Source organism: Staphylococcus microti, from assembly GCF_000934465.1.
Lineage (GTDB): Bacteria > Bacillota > Bacilli > Staphylococcales > Staphylococcaceae > Staphylococcus > Staphylococcus microti.
The window spans coordinates 1-21104 of record NZ_JXWY01000154.1 but is presented as its reverse complement, the minus strand read 5'-3'; the positions used below and the strand labels follow the sequence as shown (position 1 = coordinate 21104).

Annotated in this window: 17 protein-coding genes, 6 tRNA genes and 1 rRNA gene; 5 read left to right on the top strand and 19 right to left on the bottom strand. The window is 40.2% G+C overall.

What is annotated here, in order from left to right; genetic code table 11:
• Positions 1 to 10 precede the first annotated feature (10 nt).
• From TP70_RS11035 to TP70_RS11015, 5 genes are all read right to left on the bottom strand, one after another.
• Positions 11 to 394: a thiol-disulfide oxidoreductase DCC family protein gene (locus tag TP70_RS11035; protein WP_044361641.1), complete on the bottom strand. Its 384-nt coding sequence runs from the start codon at positions 392 to 394 to the stop codon at positions 11 to 13.
• 137 nt (positions 395 to 531) lie between these two features.
• Positions 532 to 1896, bottom strand: a complete 1365-nt coding sequence (gene nhaC, locus TP70_RS11030; protein WP_240627002.1) for a Na+/H+ antiporter NhaC — start codon at positions 1894 to 1896, stop codon at positions 532 to 534.
• Positions 1897 to 2149: 253 nt separating this feature from the next.
• Positions 2150 to 3514: an EVE domain-containing protein gene (locus TP70_RS11025; protein WP_044361638.1), complete on the bottom strand. Its 1365-nt coding sequence runs from the start codon at positions 3512 to 3514 to the stop codon at positions 2150 to 2152.
• A gap of 74 nt (positions 3515 to 3588) precedes the next feature.
• Positions 3589 to 3828, bottom strand: coding sequence for a hypothetical protein (locus TP70_RS11020; RefSeq protein ID WP_044361637.1), 240 nt, complete (start codon positions 3826 to 3828; stop codon positions 3589 to 3591).
• Between the two features lie 195 nt (positions 3829 to 4023).
• Entirely contained in the window at positions 4024 to 4722 is a 699-nt protein-coding gene (locus tag TP70_RS11015; RefSeq protein ID WP_044361636.1) for a FadR/GntR family transcriptional regulator, read from the bottom strand.
• Between the two features lie 347 nt (positions 4723 to 5069).
• Here TP70_RS11015 and TP70_RS11010 point away from each other — a divergent pair, with 347 nt between their 5' ends.
• Complete coding sequence (locus tag TP70_RS11010) at positions 5070 to 5873, top strand: hypothetical protein (protein WP_156962287.1); 804 nt, start codon at positions 5070 to 5072, stop codon at positions 5871 to 5873.
• Between the two features lie 59 nt (positions 5874 to 5932).
• On the opposite strand, the gene TP70_RS11005 is transcribed toward TP70_RS11010, so the two are convergent.
• From TP70_RS11005 to glmS, 3 genes are all read right to left on the bottom strand, one after another.
• On the bottom strand, positions 5933 to 6790 hold the full coding sequence (locus TP70_RS11005) for an HAD family hydrolase (RefSeq protein ID WP_044361634.1): 858 nt from the start codon (positions 6788 to 6790) through the stop codon (positions 5933 to 5935).
• A gap of 77 nt (positions 6791 to 6867) precedes the next feature.
• Entirely contained in the window at positions 6868 to 7644 is a 777-nt protein-coding gene (locus tag TP70_RS11000; protein WP_044361633.1) for an ABC transporter ATP-binding protein, read from the bottom strand.
• A gap of 89 nt (positions 7645 to 7733) precedes the next feature.
• Entirely contained in the window at positions 7734 to 9536 is a 1803-nt protein-coding gene (gene glmS / locus TP70_RS10995; protein ID WP_044361632.1) for a glutamine--fructose-6-phosphate transaminase (isomerizing), read from the bottom strand.
• Between the two features lie 878 nt (positions 9537 to 10414).
• On the opposite strand from glmS, the gene TP70_RS10990 reads away from it, so the two are divergent.
• The 4 genes from TP70_RS10990 (at position 10415) to TP70_RS10975 (ending at position 15629) form a co-directional block, all read left to right on the top strand.
• Entirely contained in the window at positions 10415 to 11932 is a 1518-nt protein-coding gene (locus TP70_RS10990; protein ID WP_044361650.1) for a PTS mannitol transporter subunit IICB, read from the top strand.
• A 104-nt stretch (positions 11933 to 12036) separates the two neighbouring features.
• The gene (locus TP70_RS10985) at positions 12037 to 14079 is read left to right on the top strand and encodes a BglG family transcription antiterminator (protein ID WP_044361631.1); all 2043 of its coding nucleotides are present in this window, start codon (positions 12037 to 12039) and stop codon (positions 14077 to 14079) included.
• Positions 14080 to 14091: 12 nt separating this feature from the next.
• Positions 14092 to 14526, top strand: a complete 435-nt coding sequence (locus TP70_RS10980; protein WP_044361629.1) for a PTS sugar transporter subunit IIA — start codon at positions 14092 to 14094, stop codon at positions 14524 to 14526.
• Positions 14526 to 15629: a mannitol-1-phosphate 5-dehydrogenase gene (locus TP70_RS10975; protein WP_044361628.1), complete on the top strand. Its 1104-nt coding sequence runs from the start codon at positions 14526 to 14528 to the stop codon at positions 15627 to 15629. Before TP70_RS10980 ends, TP70_RS10975 begins: the two co-directional genes overlap by 1 nt.
• 48 nt (positions 15630 to 15677) lie before the next feature.
• On the opposite strand, the gene glmM is transcribed toward TP70_RS10975, so the two are convergent.
• The 11 genes from glmM to rrf form a co-directional block, all read right to left on the bottom strand.
• On the bottom strand, positions 15678 to 17027 hold the full coding sequence (gene glmM / locus TP70_RS10970; protein ID WP_044361625.1) for a phosphoglucosamine mutase: 1350 nt from the start codon (positions 17025 to 17027) through the stop codon (positions 15678 to 15680).
• A 23-nt stretch (positions 17028 to 17050) separates the two neighbouring features.
• A complete protein-coding gene (locus tag TP70_RS10965) occupies positions 17051 to 17983 on the bottom strand; it encodes a CdaR family protein (RefSeq protein ID WP_044361623.1) in 933 nt (310 codons plus the stop codon).
• The gene (gene cdaA / locus TP70_RS10960; protein ID WP_044361622.1) at positions 17984 to 18790 is read right to left on the bottom strand and encodes a diadenylate cyclase CdaA; all 807 of its coding nucleotides are present in this window, start codon (positions 18788 to 18790) and stop codon (positions 17984 to 17986) included.
• An 81-nt stretch (positions 18791 to 18871) separates the two neighbouring features.
• A complete protein-coding gene (rocF, locus tag TP70_RS10955; protein ID WP_044361621.1) occupies positions 18872 to 19777 on the bottom strand; it encodes an arginase in 906 nt (301 codons plus the stop codon).
• 712 nt (positions 19778 to 20489) lie between these two features.
• A tRNA-Lys gene (locus tag TP70_RS10945) sits at positions 20490 to 20562 on the bottom strand.
• Positions 20563 to 20565: 3 nt separating this feature from the next.
• Positions 20566 to 20640, bottom strand: a tRNA-Gln gene (locus TP70_RS10940).
• A gap of 4 nt (positions 20641 to 20644) precedes the next feature.
• A tRNA-Tyr gene (locus TP70_RS10935) sits at positions 20645 to 20728 on the bottom strand.
• Between the two features lie 21 nt (positions 20729 to 20749).
• Positions 20750 to 20825 (bottom strand) — tRNA-Val (locus tag TP70_RS10930).
• A 7-nt stretch (positions 20826 to 20832) separates the two neighbouring features.
• Positions 20833 to 20904, bottom strand: a tRNA-Glu gene (locus TP70_RS10925).
• A gap of 5 nt (positions 20905 to 20909) precedes the next feature.
• Positions 20910 to 20984 (bottom strand) — tRNA-Asn (locus TP70_RS10920).
• Positions 20985 to 20996: 12 nt separating this feature from the next.
• A 5S ribosomal RNA gene (rrf, locus tag TP70_RS10915) occupies positions 20997 to 21104 on the bottom strand; the annotation flags it as partial.

The following is a 21104-nucleotide window of genomic DNA, read 5'->3' as shown; positions in this document are numbered from 1 at the left end:
TCAAACCTCACTATTCTATGAAAAATGCTTGTTCGTCAGCAGTAGCTGTCGCCCACGTTGCAGACCAAAGCTTATCGCGATTGTTCGCAAAACAACGATAGCCAAAATCCCGTAGCGGTTTCGGCACACTCCATAACAACGCACCTAGCCACTTATAACTGTCCAACGCCCATAACATATGAACAATCGCCGTTGATTCATACGTCAACTGATCGCCACGTTGCAAAATCACACTATTTTTCGACGCAACTTTCGGATGTTTCCGCTCTAACATACGCCCTGCCTCACTTTTTAGTGGTACAAATTGATAGCTACGCGGTAAACCATGGCGAATGAGCCATATCGCATAGTTGTAACAGTATACACATTTATCATCATAATAAATAATTGGCATCGTCCTCACCTCATCTCTCATCTTAACGTTTCTATAAAAGAATGGAAAATAAATCTACTTACCTCCATATTATTACAAGTCTCAACACCCTAAAAAAGCAACAACACCCTATTTTTTTAGGCGTTGTTGCTCCACATTTATTGCATAGCGTTTTGCTGTTCGAAATACACTTTTTCTTCTTGTGTTAACTTAATAATTTTAAAGCCGATAAAACCGTAAATAATTGAAATAATCGGCACAATATAATTCAGTATCGCAAATGGTGCGTATTCAATAACATGGACGTTTAACGTTGTCAAAATGAACACACCACACGTATTCCATGGTACGAAAACAGATGTTAAAGTACCACCGTCTTCAAGCGCACGTGATAAGTTTTTCGGATGCAATCCTTTGTCGATAAATGTCGATACATACATACGTGATGGTACGATAATTGAAATATATTGCTCTGAACATGATAAGTTTGTTCCAAAACATGAAATAATTACAGATGCAATTAAACTACCTGTATTTTTCGCAAATTTCAAGACGACAGAAATCAACGCTTTCAACATACCTGAGTACTCGAGCAGACCCCCAAACGTCATCGCAACGAGCGTCAGCGAGATTGTGTAGAACATTGACTCTAAGCCACCGCGGTTGAACAATTCGTCAATTGTCTTGTTTCCTGACTCCAAGACGTACCCTGTTTGTAATGATTGTACAGCAGTTGCTAAAGAATCGCCTTGCACAAAGATTTGTGTGAAAAATCCGAGTACGATACCGAGCACAATTGCCGGAATGGCTGGTACTTTCATTGCTACTGCGATAATAACAATAAGCGGTACAAGTAATAACCACGGTGTGATGAAAAAGGCATCGTTAATCGCATTCATAATAGAATTAATACGCCCTTGATTCAAATGGTCGCTTCCATACATCTGACCAAGTATAAAAAAGGCAATTAAACTAATAACCAGGCCTGGAATCGTTGTATAGAACATATGCTTAATATGATCAAACAAATCAACATTTGTTAGTCCGGACGCTAAGTTCGTTGTATCGGATAATGGACTCATTTTATCGCCGAAGTATGCGCCAGAAATAACTGCCCCTGCGACCATACCTGGTGATAATCCCATACTAATACCAATACCCATGGAAGCAACACCGACTGTTGCCATTGTCGACCATGAGCTTCCGATGGCTAATGCGACGATACCACAAATAATAACTACTACAGCTAAGAAATATGTTGGCGAGATCAATTTCAGTCCGTAGAAAATCATGGCTGCTACGACACCGCTACCGATCCATGCACCGATAATTAACCCGACGAGCATGATGATGACAACCGCTGGCAATGCGTGTTTAATCCCCTTGTACATCATGTCTTCCACTTCATCCCATTCATAGCCATGGCACATCGTAATAATAATCGCAACAGATGTCCCGATAAGTAATGGAATATGTGGCGCCTGTTGCAGCTTTACAACTGTAAATAGCATCGCTGCAATCATAATACCGAGTGTCAAAAGTGCATACCAAACATTAATCTCTTTCTTCTCTCGTTTCTTAATATTCAATTTTAACCTCTCCCCTTCACTTATAAGTAAGCGATTACAATTATCATACTATTTCTCGAAAGAACTCGCAAGAATATTCAGAATGTTATGCACCACATAGTTTTAGATGTCATATATTTCACAAATAAAAAGAGGACAATAAACAACTGCTTTGAAAGTTGTCATTGTCCCACTCGCTTTTATCAAACTATTTTTTCACTTGAATAATACGTGTATATTTCAACATTTGTGTCGAATACTTTTCTTTCACTTCTTGCGGTGTTAAATATGTCACACCAACAATATGCCAGTTCGGGTTAAAACGGTAGAATGAATCTTTTTCACGACTCCATTTAATCATACTGCCATCTTTATTGTAACGCGGCAGTGTCATTTCATAGCCTTCTAGCACGTTGATAAACGTTTGGAAAATATCCGGATCAATGCGATTGAATTGATCAATGACCAAATATTGACGATCTGTTTTCGGCATTAAATCTGTAATAAAGCCTTCACGATAGTACAATGCACCGGCTTCATTTGGTAAATAACGTCCGTACAACATTTCTTCCATAAAATCTGGATGTCCCACCGTCATGACTGGTGTCGCATTCGCCTTTTCCACGAGCGCTGTCGCTGCTTTTAACCCTTCTGCTTTATCATCTGCCAATAATAAGATAAACGGCTTCACATCTTCATCTTTAGGCAACTCATAGTCCGACTTAACCGTCTCAAATTGCCCTTTCAAACCGTCATTCTCACTCATTTCCATCATCGCATGATACTGTGTCGGCGTTAAGCTCGCAATCGCTTGTTTCGCATTTTCTTGTAAAAAGTAGAGATTTTTTAATTTCGGATGCTTGTTGAGCGTCATCAAGCTAATCGGATGAATATCTTCCAAATAACGAATCTCAATCGCCGTACTATTCGTTCTACCCGCTTCAGGAGGTCGTGTATGTATATGATGTGCCACTTCTGCACGCCCAACGATAGACTGATTCATCTGTTTGTTATATACAATAATTTGGTCTCCGATTTCAAGTTGCGTATAGTGATGGTAACCATTGCGTTTAATCCCATTACGCGTATGCGTATAAATCGTATATTTCTCATCGGGTTCAAACGTCTCTGTTTCAGACATAAAGAAATAACGTGGAATCGTCACATCGCCTGTACCAAGCCCTTTAATCAACTCAAACTCATCATACGAGATCTTGTTAAATAGCGTTTCTTTCATATTATTCATGCGAAACTCTAGCGCTTCACTACGCTTTAAATATTCTGTTGTGAGTGGTTTAAATGTTTCATTAAACTTAAACTGAACGTGTATTTTATTTTGTGCACCTGTCATCACACTCGTAATTTCGCCCCAACCAAGCAAGCCGGCATCTGTTTGTACTTGGTAAAAGATAACTTTATCTCCTACTTGCGCTTGCTTGAACGCACGAAACCCTTGTGTCGGGTTGAATTGTGCCCCTGATTCAAAGACAGTGGTTTGTCCTACTAACGGCTCATTGTGATTCCATCTGTTATAACCACAATTTAACCAAAAGTAATTTGTTTCTGCTGTCATGGCAAATGAATCTCCTTCATCATATAGTTATCTTGTTCATTATAAGTGTTTATGTGTCAAACAACAACAGCTTTTCATGAGTTTCCTAAGATCTGCATGAATCCAGCAATCACTGGAAAGCCGTTCACTAAAATACCACCCAATTTCAACATGTTACTAATATCCGGATTCGGCAGTGTCCATAATGTTGCAATAATGCCTATCATCCCGATAATAACTGGGAAAACCATTGATGGAAACAAGCCTACGTTAAAAAAGATACAGGCACCTGAAATAATGCCACAAAGTAACGCAATATATAAACCAACTTTCAAAACGAACACCTCTCTTTTTATTAATGTTTTGGAAGCGAGACAAAAACGCTGTAGTATACTCAAACTGATTAAACCGCATTTTTACCTCAGATATATACTCTTCCCTCAGCAATTTCAAAGTAGTAATCTACCTACATCCACATGACATCCTTTTAACCGTAACACACACTCTCTCTGTGTATGCGCTTACTTGAACTAGTCCATAATATAGTGCTCTACCAATGTTTGACGCACCTCTGCTAAGTGACGGGCCATTTGATGTTTCGCCATTGCACCATTTTGTTGTTGAATCGCAGTTAAAATGGCAACGTGTTCTTCTAATAAGCGTTCCATTGTTTTTTGACGATTATATAAATAAATATGACGCGTCCCTTTCATCGTCTGTTGAATTAAGTCGGAAATATTATGCAACAATTCGTACAACAATTCATTGTCTGATGCTTTGGCAATTGCTAAATGAAATCGTAAGTCTGCTTCTTCCCCTGACTTGTCCATACGCATCGCTTGTGCCATATCTTCCAATGCCAATTCCATTTCTGTCAGCATTGCATCTGTTCGACGTTCCGCTGTAAATTGTGCTGTCGATAATTCTACCACTTCACGTAACTCTAAAATTTCTTTCACTCGTTTAGGCGTCAATGCTTGGGAAATAAAATCAAACAACTGTGGTGTTTTCTGCTTTACGAAGGTGCCATAACCGTGTTTAATCTCAACCAAACCGATAATGCGCAGTGCATTTAAAGCCTCACGTACTGAAGCATTACTCACGCCATAATCTTTTGCTAATTTTTGAATAGAGGGGAGGCGTTCCCCTTCTTTTAACACACCATTCTCTATTTGTTCAATCAACCTATTTGCTATTTGCTCATAAATTTTTGGGCGTGATATCTTCATCGTGTACCTCCTTGTCACAATCATATTTATTGTACCAAATTATGTATCGTTGATTGCACTGATTTCTTATTATGTCATACAAATGCAATATACAGATGCACTCAGAGAAAACGCTTAGCCTATTGTCATATTATCGCCACCATACCTTTATAATTTACATATATAATATAAATCGAAACCTACATTTAATTTAGTTATGCTATCATTTTGATTTTTACCATTTTTATTCCCAAATGATGTTATTTTTGATAAGGTGGAATATATGTTGAAAGGAGCGGTCATCCGTGTTTCATTTTACAAGTAAATTTTTCCAACACATTCGATCACAAAATAAAAAGTTATTTAGCATGAACTTGATTAATTTTGTCATAATGTTGTTACTCTTAACAGTCTCAACATTGCCAATAGCACTCGTATTTAATTTATGGGCGATGGCATTGTTTACCGGTCAAGGTGATACGAAAACATTAATTCTTGTTTCACTCGGTGCAGTGCTACTCATTATATTAATTTTCTTAATGCTTATATTCCCATTATTTACAGGAAGTATTCGCAGTGTGTACTATGCAGTCTCTGGACACAGTTCAGTTCAATGGTCACATCTATTCCAATCTTTCAAAGGGAAAATATGGCGTAAAAACCTATTAGTCGGTTTAATCGCAAGCGTGTTTATGCTCGTGTTAGCTATTGTGAACTTCTATTTAACAGCGGGATTAAATAAAATCTTTAAAGACTTGGTAACATCCGATTTTTCATATATGTTAGTATTATTCGTTATCGCATGTATCACAAGTATCTTCACATTGTTCGTTATCGTATTCATCGTAAATATGGTCGCTGCATTCGTGAAAAATCCTGAAGCAAAAGTACGCGATGATGTGAAAGCGGCTTGGCAAGGTATTCGCAATGGTCAAAAAACATTTTTATTATTCTTCATCGGCATCTGGCTTATCAATATCATTTTAATGCTTTTATCAGGGCCTGCTGCCGCTGCAATCCAACTGAACACTGCACATATGTCACAAAATGCGGCAAAGTATGTGGTATACGCATTTAATGTCGTATTGTTCATTGCGCGCTATGTGATTTATTTCGTTATCTTTGGATCGATTATCACGTATTTCCACCACCAAGGTCGAAAAAACGCATAATCACACTTTTAAAAACGTAAGTGTCTCTCATTTCAGAGCACTTACGTTTTTTTACGATTTTAATTATTTAATAAATGGGCGGCTAGGAAACGCGCAGCACCATCATCGTTGTTGTCAACCTCTGTTTCATACGCCGTTAACGCTTTAATCGCATCGTTTGCGTTACGCATTGCGACAGTCACACCCCCGACTTTAAACATCGTGCGGTCGTTATCACTGTCCCCAATAACTAATGTATCTGCAATGTCGATATTAAAATGGGCACACATTTCTTGAATACCTGTCCCTTTATTCACTTGATACGCCATCGTTTCCACATTGTTGGGTGTCGACTGCGAAACTTCAATTTTGAGCGTTTCCATTTGATCTTTCATCGCATTGCGAAATGTTGCTATTGTCTCTAAATCCGGATGGAATAAATAAATTTTTGAATAGCTCAAGCCACTCGGTAACGTCTCACGCCATGTCAATTTGCCTTCAACTGCTTCATGACGAGACAGCCATTCACTCGCACCAACTGTTTCGGGTTTTTCGCCTGCGACCATGTCTAACATCCAAGACTTGTCTTCCTCACATGCAAAACGTGCTTGTTCAAATGGAAATACTTCATAATAAATGCCTGCTTGTTGTGCCTGTTCCACAATGGCACGCACACTGTCTTCGGCTAAGCCGTGTTGGAATAACACATCTGTACCAATATGCCCTATCGTGCCATTTGACGAAATAATACCATCAAACACCATCGTCTCGGGTATTAACAAATGAATTTCTTCTTTCGCACGCCCTGTCGCTAAAAATACTTTGTAGTCTGCTGCTCTTAATTGTGCAATCACATCCGCTGTATACGCCGACGCACGGTTGTTTTCATGCAGTATCGTGCCATCCATATCTAAAAATATCGCTTTTACTCGTTGCATAGTTGCCTATCCTTTCATCTATATTCTTCTCCTTTAAAGTGTGTCATCTTCTTCAGTCAAAAGCAATCAAAACCCCTTTATTGTCGAATCAATTGGTATCGCCCATTTTGATTGTGCAAGTTCACTGGCATACCAAACAACTGTCTTAAATTGTCACTCGTTAATGTCTGATCCATCACGCCACTCGCTTGCACAACGCCTTGTTTTAACAACAACGCATGCGTGAAATCCGACGTCACTTCTTCAACAAAATACGTCACGTAAATGACTGCCATATTCCGATAGTCATCATGCATATCCGTTAACATGTCTAATAAATACTCACGTCCAACATAATCTAAACCATTGCATGGTTCATCTAAAATAAGCAATTTAGGCGGTACGACAAGGGCACGTGCTAATAACACACGTTGTTGCTGACCTGTCGACAATTGCCCAAAATAACGCATTTCCAATTCGGTGAGTCCAAAGCGTGCAAGTACTTGTTGGGCGAGTTGAATATCATTGTCCGTCGGCTTTTGATACACACCAATCGACTTGTATATGCCACTCAATACAACATCTCGCACTAACTCACCTTCTGCAAAACGATCGCGCAAACTGCCTGATACATAGCCGATTTGTTCACGCACATGATGTGCAGAATACCCTTGTTGCCCCGGCTTCATGCCAAAGAGTTGGACATCGCCTCGTGTCGCAAAATCATAAGCGGTAATAATGTTCAATAACGTACTTTTGCCTGCACCATTCATGCCATATACGAGCCATTTTTCACCCGGTTGAATGTGCCATGAAACACCTTGTAGCAACTGTTGTCCGCCTTTTATTTTCGCTATATCTTTTAAAATAATCATGTCATTTTCCCCTTTACCTATTCAAAAAGGCTGACTTCATAGAATTACATGAAATCAGCCAAATGATGTGATGTTACTTTATATCAAATTTATTCTACTGTTACAGATTTTGCTAAGTTACGTGGTTTATCCACATCTAAGTCACGGTGAAGTGCCGCATAATATGAAATCAATTGTAATGTAACAACTGATACAAGCGGTGTTAACAATTCATGCACGTGTGGGATCACATATGTGTCGCCTTCTTTTTCAAGGCCTTCCATTGAAATAATGCAAGGGTTCGCACCACGTGCAACCACTTCTTTAACGTTACCACGGATCGATAAATTAACGTGTGCTTGTGTTGCTAATGCGATAACAGGTGTACCGTCTTCGATTAAAGCAATCGTACCATGTTTTAATTCGCCGCCTGCAAAGCCTTCAGCTTGAATGTATGAAATTTCTTTCAGTTTCAACGCACCTTCAAGACTTACATTGTAATCAATCGCACGGCCAATAAAGAACGCATTACGTGTTGTTTCTAAGAAGTCTGTCGCGATTTGTTCCATTTTTGGTGCATCGTCTACAATCGTTTCTATCGCAGCTGTTACTTTAGCAAGTTCAGGTAATAACTCAACGCCTGTTTCATGACCACGTGCTGTTGCAACGACTTGCGCTAAAATAGATAATACCGCAATTTGTGCTGTGTAAGCTTTCGTTGACGCTACAGCAATCTCAGGACCTGCATGTAACAACAATGTGTGGTCCGCTTCACGTGATAATGTTGAGCCTGCCACGTTCGTAATTGTTAATGAACGGTGACCTAATTTTGTTGTTTCAACAAGTACCGCACGGCTGTCGGCTGTTTCACCAGATTGTGAAATGTAAATGAACAATGGACGTTCAGATAACAATGGCATGTTGTAAACAAACTCTGACGCAACATGGACTTCAGTTGGTACGCCCGCCCATTTTTCTAAATATTCTTTGCCGACTAAACCTGCATGGTAACTTGTACCTGCCGCAATAATATAGATGCGGTCTGCTGACTGAACGTCTTTTACGATTTCTGGGTCAATTTTCAAGTTGCCTGCATCATCTTGGTATGCTTGAATAATACGACGCATTGCTGCTGGTTGTTCGTGAATTTCTTTTAACATGTAGTGTGCGTAAACACCTTTTTCAGCGTCTGACGCATCAATTTCAGCAGTATAGCTATCACGTTCAACAACATTACCTGCTAAATCTTTAATAATCACTTCATCGCGTTTCACTAACACAACTTCTTGGTCTTTTAATTCTTTATATTCACTTGTTACTTGAATCATCGCTAAGGCGTCAGAAGCAATGACATTGAAATTCTCTCCAATACCAACAAGTAATGGTGATTTGTTTTTCGCAACATAGATTGTATCGCTATCTTCACGATCTAATAAGCCAAGTGCATATGAACCGTGTAATAATGATACAACTTTTGTAAATGCCGCTTCCGTTTCCATCCCTTCATTTGCGAAATGTTCAACTAATTGCACAATAATTTCTGTGTCTGTTTCTGATACAAGTGTCACATTTGGAATGTACGTATCTCTTAACTCTTCATAGTTTTCAATCACACCGTTATGCACAAGTGTAAAACGACCACTTGCTGATTGATGTGGGTGTGAGTTTTCATAACTTGGTACCCCGTGTGTTGCCCAACGTGTATGACCGATACCTGTTTGACCGTCAATATCATTGTCAGCGGCTTTACGTAATTCTGCAATACGTCCTTTTGCCTTTGTCACAGTTACCGTATTGTCATCACGTGTTGCGATACCCGCTGAGTCATAACCACGATATTCAAGTTTTTCTAAACCATTTAATAAAATTTCTTTCGCTTTCTCATATCCAATATATCCTACAATTCCACACATAAAACTTTTCCTCCATTACGAAATAACGGTACCGCAAATTGTCTTAATATCATGTGTATTCTGTTCTAATACATCACAATACAAACGACAACTCATGCATCGTTTTTCTATTCTTTCAATTTTGTTGTTGGCGATCTTATTAACTTTGTCCAAAAAGTTGCCCTTTTGTTTTAATTAATAAGCTAACGAATGAGCCACATCCGGGATAGCATCCGCCGATCTGATTCGATCACTATCCTCCTCGTCTACAAGTGCGCAAGTCCATCTCAATATGCACTCTGCTTTAGTGTATATGTCCACAATCAACCGCTGTCACTTGTACTGGCGCTTTAACTGTTAACCTCACAATCCTCCTTTTCACTCAGATTTCTATATCATTCTACACTGTTGAAAACCGTCAATGCAAATAAAACTGCTATTTTCATCAAAAAAGTTACATAAAATTGTACAAATTTTGTTCATCAACCATTGGCATGACACATTAACGATATTTTGTCATTTTTAGACTGCCAATCCCGCATTTTCTATTCATTGTCGCCCCTACTACTGGCAACTATGATGAAGGGAGCGGGACAGAAATCGCATTTTTACAAAAAGCTTTCGTCGTCCCGCCCGGCAAGGGTGTATCGAGGTTGTGAGCAAAGCGTTTAGGATTCGATCAGAACCCGAGCGATGAGCAAATTTGCTTTCTAATTTTGCCGAATTGCGAAGTTCTGCCGAGAATCCTGCTTTGCGAACACTGACAATAGAAGTGAAAAAAAGCTTTTTAAAACGCATTTTCACTTCAGACACCTACTGCCAATTAGTGATTTTTCACTAATTATTTGGGACGATTTTTCTTATGTCCCAATCACACATACGAAAGGAAGTTGAAAATGATGTCAAACACACATACAACGGATCAACAACCGATGAAAGCACGCATTCAACGTAATGTTCAAGCATTCGGTTCATTTCTGTCGAGTATGATCATGCCGAATATCGGTGCTTTTATCGCATGGGGGCTCATTACAGCACTGTTTATTCCAGACGGTTGGTATCCAAATAAAGAACTTGCCGCAATGGTTGATCCAATGATCAAATATTTAATTCCACTCTTAATCGCTTTTAGTGGTGGCCGTCTCGTTCATGACTTACGTGGTGGGATTGTCGGCGCGACAGCAACAATGGGGGTTATCGCCGCATTCCCTGAAACACCAATGTTGATTGGTGCCATGATTATGGGCCCACTTGTCGGTTGGCTCATGAAAAAAGTCGATGCGTTTTTACAGCCGCGTACACCCAACGGTTTGGAGATGCTCGTTAATAACTTCTCAGCCGGTTTCTTAGCGTTCTTTATGACGATTCTTGGTTTCAAAGCACTTGCACCTGTCGTTTCAGGTCTTATGCATGTATTAGGTATGGGCGTGGACTTTTTAATCGGCAAACAGCTATTGCCATTAGTCAGCATTCTGATCGAGCCTGCCAAAATCGTCTTTTTAAACAATGCGATTAACCACGGGGTTTTAACACCACTCGCTGCTGATCAAGTAAGCGAAGCAGGCAAGTCAATTTTATACACATTAGAGTCTAACCCTGGCCCAGGTCTCGGTATTTTACTCGCTTATATGGTTTTCGGTAAAGGTACTGAAAAAGCAACATCATACGGGGCAGCATTCATTCACTTTATCGGTGGAATTCACGAAATTTACTTCCCTTATGTGCTTGCACGTCCATTGCTTATTTTGGCTGCGATTGCTGGGGGTATGACAGGCGTTGCAACATTTAGCCTATTGAACTTTGGTTTAACGAGTCCTGCATCACCGGGGTCTATTTTCGCCTACCTTGCCGTGACACCTAAAGGCAGTTATCTCGTTATGTTACTCGGCGTTTTCTTATCAACGCTCGTCACATTTATCATTGCCAGCATCATTTTGAAATTCACAAAAACACCGACAAAGAGTCTGGCAGATGCGACAGCACAAATGGAAGCAACAAAAGGCAAAAAATCATCTGTTAGCAGTGCATTGACTGACACATCGTCAAAAACTGCGGAGACGGAAACAGACGCTGAAACATTATTAAACCGCTATGACACAGAAGATGTCAGCGCCCATAAATACGATCACGTCACACAAGTTATCTTTGCTTGTGACGCAGGAATGGGTTCAAGCGCAATGGGTGCCAGCATGCTACGTAAAAAATTTGAAAAAGCAGGCATTGACAATGTCACGGTTATTAATAAAGCAATCAACCAATTAACCGATGAGGCACAGCTCGTCATTACACAGAAAAAGTTAACGGATCGTGCCATTAAACAAGTACCGAACGCCATTCATTTATCCGTTGATAACTTCTTGAATTCACCACGCTATGAAGCGTTAATGACACAAATCAAAGCGGATCAACAGCAGTAATATATTTTTTAAAACCGGGAGAAACATGGGAGTGGTGAGTGGGCTGCAAGAATATGTCCACCCTACTCCTATGATGTCGTGAAAATAAAGGGGGGATTGCCGTTATGTATATGGGGATGAGAGAACGCCAAATTTTATTAATTTTACTGAAAAACAAAGGGTATCCGATTAATCTTTTTGACATTGCACAACAAATTGCCGTGTCTTCACGCACTGTACATCGTGAACTTAAAAACATAGATACAACACTTGCAACTTTTCACATGACGCTGAGGCGTATTAAAAACAAAGGCATTTTGCTTGAAGGCGATGAATCCGCGTTTGAAGCACTAACCCAAGCAGTCAATGCATTAGAAGTCGTTGATTTAACAAGCGACGAACAGAAAGTCATCGTGTTATACGCCTTGATTCAAAGTGGCGAACCCGTCAAACAAATGAGCCTTGCTTCAGAGATTGGGGCTTCCTTACAACAACTCTCTAAAGTACTCGATCACTTAGCTTTGGACTTAGCTCAATTCCATATCAAATTAATTCGTAAACGTGGCGAAGGTATTTCAATCGTTGGTAGCGAAATGCAAAAGCGTGCGTTACTCAGTCAATTAATGATGGAACGGCTCAACAGCACGAGCGTTTATTCTGTTATCGAAAATCATTTCGTCTTCCAAACATTAAATCAAGAACGACTGCCAATGGTTGATATGAAAGATATTTTCCAAGTCGAACGGCTCTTAATGGACGACTTAGATCAGCTGCCATACACGTTAACAGAATCTAGTTACTTAGCGTTAATCGTCCATATTGTGCTCAGTATCGAACGCATGAAGCACCAACAATTCGTCTCAGTAGAACAGAATATTATCGCAGAAGTTCAAGATACGCTTGAATTTCAAATTGCGACACATATCGCACAAAGACTTGGTCATCATTACGACGTCACCTTCAACCAATCTGAAATTACATTTATGACGATTCATTTGCGAGGGGCAAAACGCCGTAATGACAAAGATACACCAAACCAAGAAAGTTATCACGCTTTAGTTAATGCACTGATAGACGACGTTGCAGCTCAAACGGATGCGCAATTTGAATCACGTTCAGAATTAGAAGCGGGTTTGCTATTACATTTACCACCTGCCATTAACCGTATTCGCGCAAATATTAAAACATACAATCCGATGACACAGCGTATTCTCTCATCTTACCCAACACTTTATGATGCAGTGGCACAAAGTATCGCAAAAGCATTGCCATCATTAAGCTTTCCAGATTACGAAATCGCATTTCTCGTCTTACATTTCGGCGGTGCGATTGTTAAAAATAAGCAATTAACAAAGGTGCTCGTCGTTTGTAGCAGTGGCATTGGCACAAGTCGCATACTTGCGAATCGACTGACTGAAGCTTTTCCAATGATTGATGAAATCGAACAAGCGGCAGTCAGTACACTAAAAACTTACGATTTATCAAAATATGACGCCATTATTTCAACCATTGAGCTGGATATCCATGAACCTTATTTAACTGTCAGTCCTTTGTTACCCGAACATGAACTCACACAGACAACGCATTTTTTACAGGAACAACTTGCAACTAAGCTCAATCAGCAACAACGCACGATAATGCAAGCAGATGTGAACACTACAGATACGCATGCAGCCATACCCAAAGATGATATAAATCAAAAATTAGCGCTCATCAATGCGTGTCTATCTCTTGCAGATGACATCATCGTCTCGACAGCACATTGTCAAAACCTTGATACTGCACTCGCACACTATCTTGCTGAGCTGAAAGTCATCAATAACACATTAGAAGTGTCACATCTTTTGAAACAACGCAATCAAACACAAAATTTTTCTTTAGCGCCTTATCCAGTCGCTATACCACATCTCAAAGACAAACTGATTGTAAAACCACACTTTAGCATTAGCAAATTAGCCCAACCGATAACCTCTCCTGACCAACCACCTATTCACTACGTCGTTTGCGCTATGCTACCTGAAAACAGTCAACTTACCCCGTTAGTCAGTCACCTTTATAGCTATATTACCGAACATTTAGAAGACATCGATACATGGATGTCAGACCAAACAGAAGTTGAACACGCTTTAAAACAACAAATTTTAACATTTATTAAACATACATTATAGGAGTTGAACACGATGGAAAATTTATTACGTGATGAAAACATTTTATTAAATCAATCTTTTAATACACAAGCTGAAGCAATTGAACGTGCTGGACAATTACTCGTTCAAAGTGGTGCTGTTACAGAAGACTACATTCAAGCCATGCTAGAACGTGAAACAATCGTATCTACGTATATGGGCAACTGGCTTGCGATTCCACACGGTACAGACGACGCTAAATCAGCCGTGTTAGATTCCAGCTTATCACTGCTACAAATCCCTAACGGCTTAGATTGGAACGGCGAAGAAGTTAAAGTCGTGATTGGGATTGCGGGGAGAGATGGTACTCATTTAGAACTTTTATCACAAATCGCCATTGCATTTAGCGATGAAGCTAATGTAGACAAAATCGTGAATGCCCAAACAACAGAAGAAATCCGACGCATTCTTAAGGAGGCGGACGTATAATGAAAGCACTCCACTTTGGTGCTGGTAATATCGGCCGCGGGTTTATCGGTTTAATACTAGCAGACAACAATTATCATGTAACCTTTGCAGATGTCAATGACACACTCGTTCAAGCGTTGAAAGCACAACAGCAATATGACGTTATGCTCGCAGATGCCGACAAAACAGCGACAACTGTTCAAAACGTCACTGCCTTACATTCTATTGAAGATAAGGATGAACTTGAAGCAGCCATTGAATCTGTTGACTTGATTACAACAGCTGTCGGCGTCAATATTTTACCAATCGTCGCTAAAACATTGGCACCCCTTTTGAAAAAACGTTCAACACCGGTCAATGTCGTTGCTTGTGAGAATGCGATTAATGCGACAGATCAATTGGCCAATGCGATTCGAGATTTAGTTGGCGAGCTGCCAGACAATGTGCACTTTTCAAACGCTGCTGTTGACCGAATCGTACCGGCCCAATCACACGATCATATTTTAGATGTAACGGTAGAGCCTTTCTTTGAATGGGTCATTGAGCATACACAGTGGCACGGCCCTGAATTACAAGGTGTGACATATGTGGATGACTTAGCACCATATATCGAACGTAAACTGTTAACGGTGAATACAGGTCATGCCTATATCGCTTATGCTGGGCAATATTATGGACACCACACAATCTTAGAAGCCATTCAAGATGAACGTGTTGCTGACGGCTTAACAGACGTTTTAACAGAAACAAGCCACTATATCGAAACACAATTTTCAATCGATCCAGATACACAAGCTGCCTATCGCGAGAAAATTATTGCTCGTTTCTATAATCCTGATTTATCAGACGACATCAATCGTGTCGGCCGTGGTGTATTGCGCAAACTCGGCCCTGCAGATCGCATTATAAAACCATTAAAAGCACTGGCACAAGCAAGACAATCACACGACGCATTGAACCAACTAGCTGCCTTTGCCTTACACTACCAAGATCCACAAGACGCTGAAACTGTAACAAAAAATGCGCAACTCGCTGAACTTGGCGTCCAAGCTTTCCTTCAACAGCATGCCCAACTTGATGCAGCAACCGCAGAAGACATCAACAAAGTTTACAAGGCACTCTAATGACAAAAACCCGTGACCTCTTCAGATCACGGGTTTCTTGTATTGCGCTTATAATCCCATTTTTTCTTCTACAACATCTGCAATCGTTTGTGCAAAACGTAATGCATCTTCATCCGTTTTTGCTTCAACCATCACACGTACAAGCGGTTCAGTACCAGATGGACGTACTAAAATACGACCTTCACCATTCATTTCCGCTTCCACACGTGTCATTACTTCTTTGACATCAGCGTTATCTTCTACGCCATATTTATCAGTGACTCTCACGTTTACAAGTGACTGTGGATATTTCTTCATTTGCGCCGCTAACTCACTTAGCTTTTTACCTGAGCGTTTTACAACCGCTGCAAGTTGCACACCTGTTAATAATCCGTCACCCGTCGTGTTGTAGTCCATTAATACGATATGGCCTGACTGTTCGCCACCTAAGTTATAGTTGCCACGACGCATTTCTTCAACAACGTAACGGTCGCCGACTTTCGTTTTGTTTGACTGAATGCCTTCCGCTTCTAATGCTTTATAGAAACCTAAGTTACTCATCACTGTTGATACAATCATATTGTCATTCAACTCATGGTTTTTCGCCATTTCTTGTCCAATAATAAACATGATTTGGTCACCATCAACAATATTTCCTTGTTCGTCAACCGCAATCAAACGGTCACCGTCACCGTCAAACGCTAAACCAAAGTCACAACCTTCTTCAACGACTTTTTGCGCTAAAGGTTCAGGATGTGTTGAACCGACACCTTCATTGATATTGTAACCATCTGGGCTACAACCAATTGTTACAGTATCCGCTTCAAGGTCGCCGAATAAAAATGGTGCAAGCGATGCTGTTGAACCATTAGCACCGTCTAAACCAATTTTCAATCCTTCTAAGTTCACTTCAATCGTTGACTTCAAGTAACTCAAATATTTTTGAGCCCCTTCAAAGTAATCCGATGTATGCACGAGTGCAGAACCTGTTGGACGTGGCAATTCCGTTTGCGTATCATCTAATAACGCTTCAATTTCTTGTTCTTGTTCATCTGACAACTTAAAGCCATCCGAACCAAAGAACTTGATGCCGTTATCTGCCACAGGATTATGTGATGCTGAAATCATAATACCTAAATTCGCATCCATCTCACGTGTTAAATAGGCAACACCCGGTGTAGAAATGACACCTAAGCGCATCACTTCTGCACCAATTGACACAAGGCCGGCAATTAAGGCGTTTTCTAACATTTCACCAGAAACACGTGTATCTTTCCCCACTAAAACACGTGGATGTTCCGTATGTGCATTATGTGCTAAAACATAACCACCGTATCTCCCTAATTTAAATGCTAACTCAGGTGTTAATTCTTGGTTGGCAACGCCTCTGACACCGTCTGTCCCAAAATATTTACCCATAATTCATATCTCCTTTATATCATTCATTCAACTGAAATTGTTGCTGTTACATCTGATGGCTTTGCATAAGTCGCTTGATCCGGTAAATTCAACTTCACCGATCTTGTCGTCTGACTTGATACGCCATTGACATCTACTTCGCCAGTAATTTCATCAATATCTTCTAATGCTTCTCGATTACCATAAATTTCTACTTCTGATTCATCTAAAGTAACATCTGTGACTTTGAAACCGTCAGCAGGTGTTCCTTTTTTCGTCAGATTTACTTTCACTTTTTTATGATAAGGCTCGACATCTACCGTTAAATCAACCGTAGAAGGTTCAACTTGAACATCAAGCTTGTTCATATTTTTATCAAAAACTGACACATTTGCTTTCGCCGTTGTTTTTTGTGCAATTTGAAAATCTTCTCTAAAACTTGCCTTCGCAAAAGCAATGAGATCTAACTGCTCTTTACCACCGATTACTTTAACCGTACGAACACCTAATTTTGCATCAGAAATCTGATAGTTCGGATCAATCGCATAGCGGCTAATATTCGGTTCTACAACAACTTTACGCGTCTCTTTCTTTTCAATTGAAAGTGTTGCTTCTTTTGGATACACGCGGTAGTTAATATCTTTATCTAAACCACGAACTTGGAATGGCACTGTTTGCTCACCAGTATCTGCGTCAGTTGTATCCAACGTCACTTTGTAGTCTTCAACTTTTTGTGCGCGTAGCACTTTAGACTGTGGCCCGCTGAGCTCAACATCTACCGTATCCGGTGCACCTGAAACGTAGAGATCTTTATTGTTGTTAACTACTTCAACAGGTACATTCTTAATGGTTTTGTGGCCATCTTTCGCAATATTGTCTGTTCCAAATGAATCGCCCAGCACATTATTGACGGATAAAAAGAGTAATAACGCTAAAATCAGCGCAAAAAATCGCAAGCCCCATTTAGACTCTAACATCTAATTCACACCTTTCTTTGCAAAGTGTGTTCCAAACCAATGTTCAGACAATAACTCTTCAAATACTTCCACTGAAATATCTTTACGTAACTTGCCATCAAAAGTGACAGAAATAGAACCTGTTTCTTCTGAGACAATCACAGTAAACGCGTCTGAGACCTCTGAAATCCCAACTGCTGCACGATGGCGTGTGCCTAAACTTTTAGCAATTTTAGGACTATCCGACAATGGTAAATAACTCGCCGCTGTCGCAATCTTATCTCCTTGAATAATCATCGCACCGTCATGAAGCGGTGTATTCGGAATAAAAACATTCGTCAATAACTCTTGTGAAATATCAGAATGCATTAGAATGCCCGTTTCAATATAATCTTGCAAGCCTGTTTCTTTTTCAAAAACAATCAATGCACCAATGCGACGTTTCGCCATGTACTGTACAGCTTTGGATACAGCTTCTACAAGCTTAGGTACCTCTTCAGAAGATGTCATCGTATAGCGTTTGAAGAAACTTCCACGTCCCAACTGCTCTAACGCGCGTCTAATCTCAGGTTGGAAGATCACAATGATCGCTAAAAAGCCCCATTGCATCACTAAATCAAACAATCTTGAAGTCGTTGTTAACTGTAAAAATTCACTAATCGCTTTACCGACCAGAATAAATAAAATTCCTTTTAGCAGTTGAATCGCTTTTGTCCCTTGAAAGACCGCAATCAACAAGTAAATAACATACCAAACAATTAATAAATCTAGAATACCAGTGACAACTTCAAGCGTGCTTAAGTTTTCAAAGAGATTTAAAATATGCATAGCATCTCCTCCGGTAATCTATTCCCATAAACTCTATTATAACAAGTATTATAGTCAGTTGTCATATATCAATTGCACGGATTATAATAATGTTTCACCGAAGAAAGAACCAAGCAGTGCCACCGCTTGTTCAGCTGTGTGATTCCCATGATCTAACAGTGGATTGACCTCTACCAAGTCCATTGATGTAATAAGACCAGACTGTTGCAGTAACTCTAAAGCGAAGTGACTCTCGCGATATGTTAAACCACCAGACACTTTCGTCCCCGTTCCCGGTGTTTCATTAGGATCTAACGCATCAACATCTAACGACAAATGCACACCATCCGTTCGTCCTTTCAAATACTCAATACTTTCTTGAATCACTTGCTTAATACCGAGCGCATCGATATCAGCCATTGTATATGTCTTAATATTATGTGCCTTAATATATGCACGTTCACCATAATCTAAATCACGCATGCCAATCAGCACAATACGATCCGGCGTCACTTTTGGCGCAAAGCCACCCAACTGTACTAACTGCTCATCGCCTTCTCCTGCCAACACACGTAGCGACATCCCATGGACATTGCCAGACGGTGACTCTTCAGCAATATTTAAATCGCCATGTGCATCATACCAAATCACACCGAGAGACTTGTAATGCTCACTAACGGCTGATACGGAACCAATCGCTAACGAGTGATCACCACCAAGTACCACAGGAAAATGATCCTGTGCAATACTTTCAGAAACCCTCTGTCTTAACTGTTCATTATAAGCAAGAATTTCTTCATAATTTCGTAATCCATTTTGCGCACTTTGAAACTTATCTATGTCTAACGGTGGTACTTCAATATTTCCACTATCAATCACTTCATGTCCGATACGTTTCAACCGAGCCGCAGCCCCTGCATAGCGTATTGCATCTGGACCGAAGCCCACACCAAATTTTTGCTGTCCAAATGAAACAGGTGCACCAATCAATTCAATCTTTTTCTTCATTGTTCATGACCCCTTTGTCTTTAATTATGCTTGATAAACCCCTTTATTATTACCAAACATATTATTTTCAGATTAATCTAGACAACATAGTAAAATCAAGTATTTGTATTATTTTTAAAAGTTTATTAACTATAAAATGAATGGAGAGACAAAATATTTAAGCAAGCATTTAAATGGCACCAATGTTATAGTTTAACCGTCATTTGTAATCAATGTAGGTGTAGTGTCATTAAAAGTGCATGCTTTATTGGTTTAGGAAGAAATAGCTGGCACTTGAGGTAATAAGGAGTGATACATAATAGCCAGAGATATTTTTGAAGTAATCTAGACGATTGTAATAAAACAGTTCTCTTCAACAATATTTATAGAAGCTGCAAAGGTTCTTTGACAGTACTGACACTTATAACGCTGTTTCGCTGTTTATGAATCTGATATACATGATCTTTTGGTAGATATGACAGCGTGTTATAAATGACTGTAGCGCGTTGAACTCGCACTTCAACATCGTCTTGAAAATCTACTATTTTGAGTAGTTGTAATATATTATTATACACAGGCGCATCATGTCTCCTTTAATTTGGATTTAGGCACTTGAAATTATAGAGACATATGCGCTTTTTGTATGCCAAAAAAGAGGAGACAGCAAATGCCATCCCACCACAAAAGGTGAAGAACCAAAAAATCCTACCTCGATTGAGATAGGATTTACAAGTGAGCCATAGAGGATTCGAACCTCTGACCCTCTGATTAAAAGTCAGATGCTCTACCAACTGAGCTAATGGCTCATATGGCTGGGCTAGCTGGATTCGAACCAGCGAGTGACGGAGTCAAAGTCCGTTGCCTTACCGCTTGGCTATAGCCCAAAGATGGTGGAGGGGGGCAGATTCGAACTGCCGAACCCGAAGGAGCGGATTTACAGTCCGCCGCGTTTAGCCACTTCGCTACCCCTCCGCATATGTAATTGAAAAGAAATGGTGGAGAATGACGGGTTCGAACCGCCGACCCTCTGCTTGTAAGGCAGATGCTCTCCCAGCTGAGCTAATTCTCCTAAAAAGTGACCCCTACGGGACTCGAACCCGTGTTACCGCCGTGAAAGGGCGGTGTCTTAACCGCTTGACCAAGGGGCCTTATATGGCTCCACAGGTAGGACTCGAACCTACGACCGATCGGTTAACAGCCGATAGCTCTACCACTGAGCTACTGTGGAATAATTAAAATTACCTGGCACCGTCCTACTCTTGCGGAACGTAAGTCCGACTACCATCGGCGCTAAAGAGCTTAACTTCTGTGTTCGGCATGGGAACAGGTGTGACCTCTTTGCCATAGG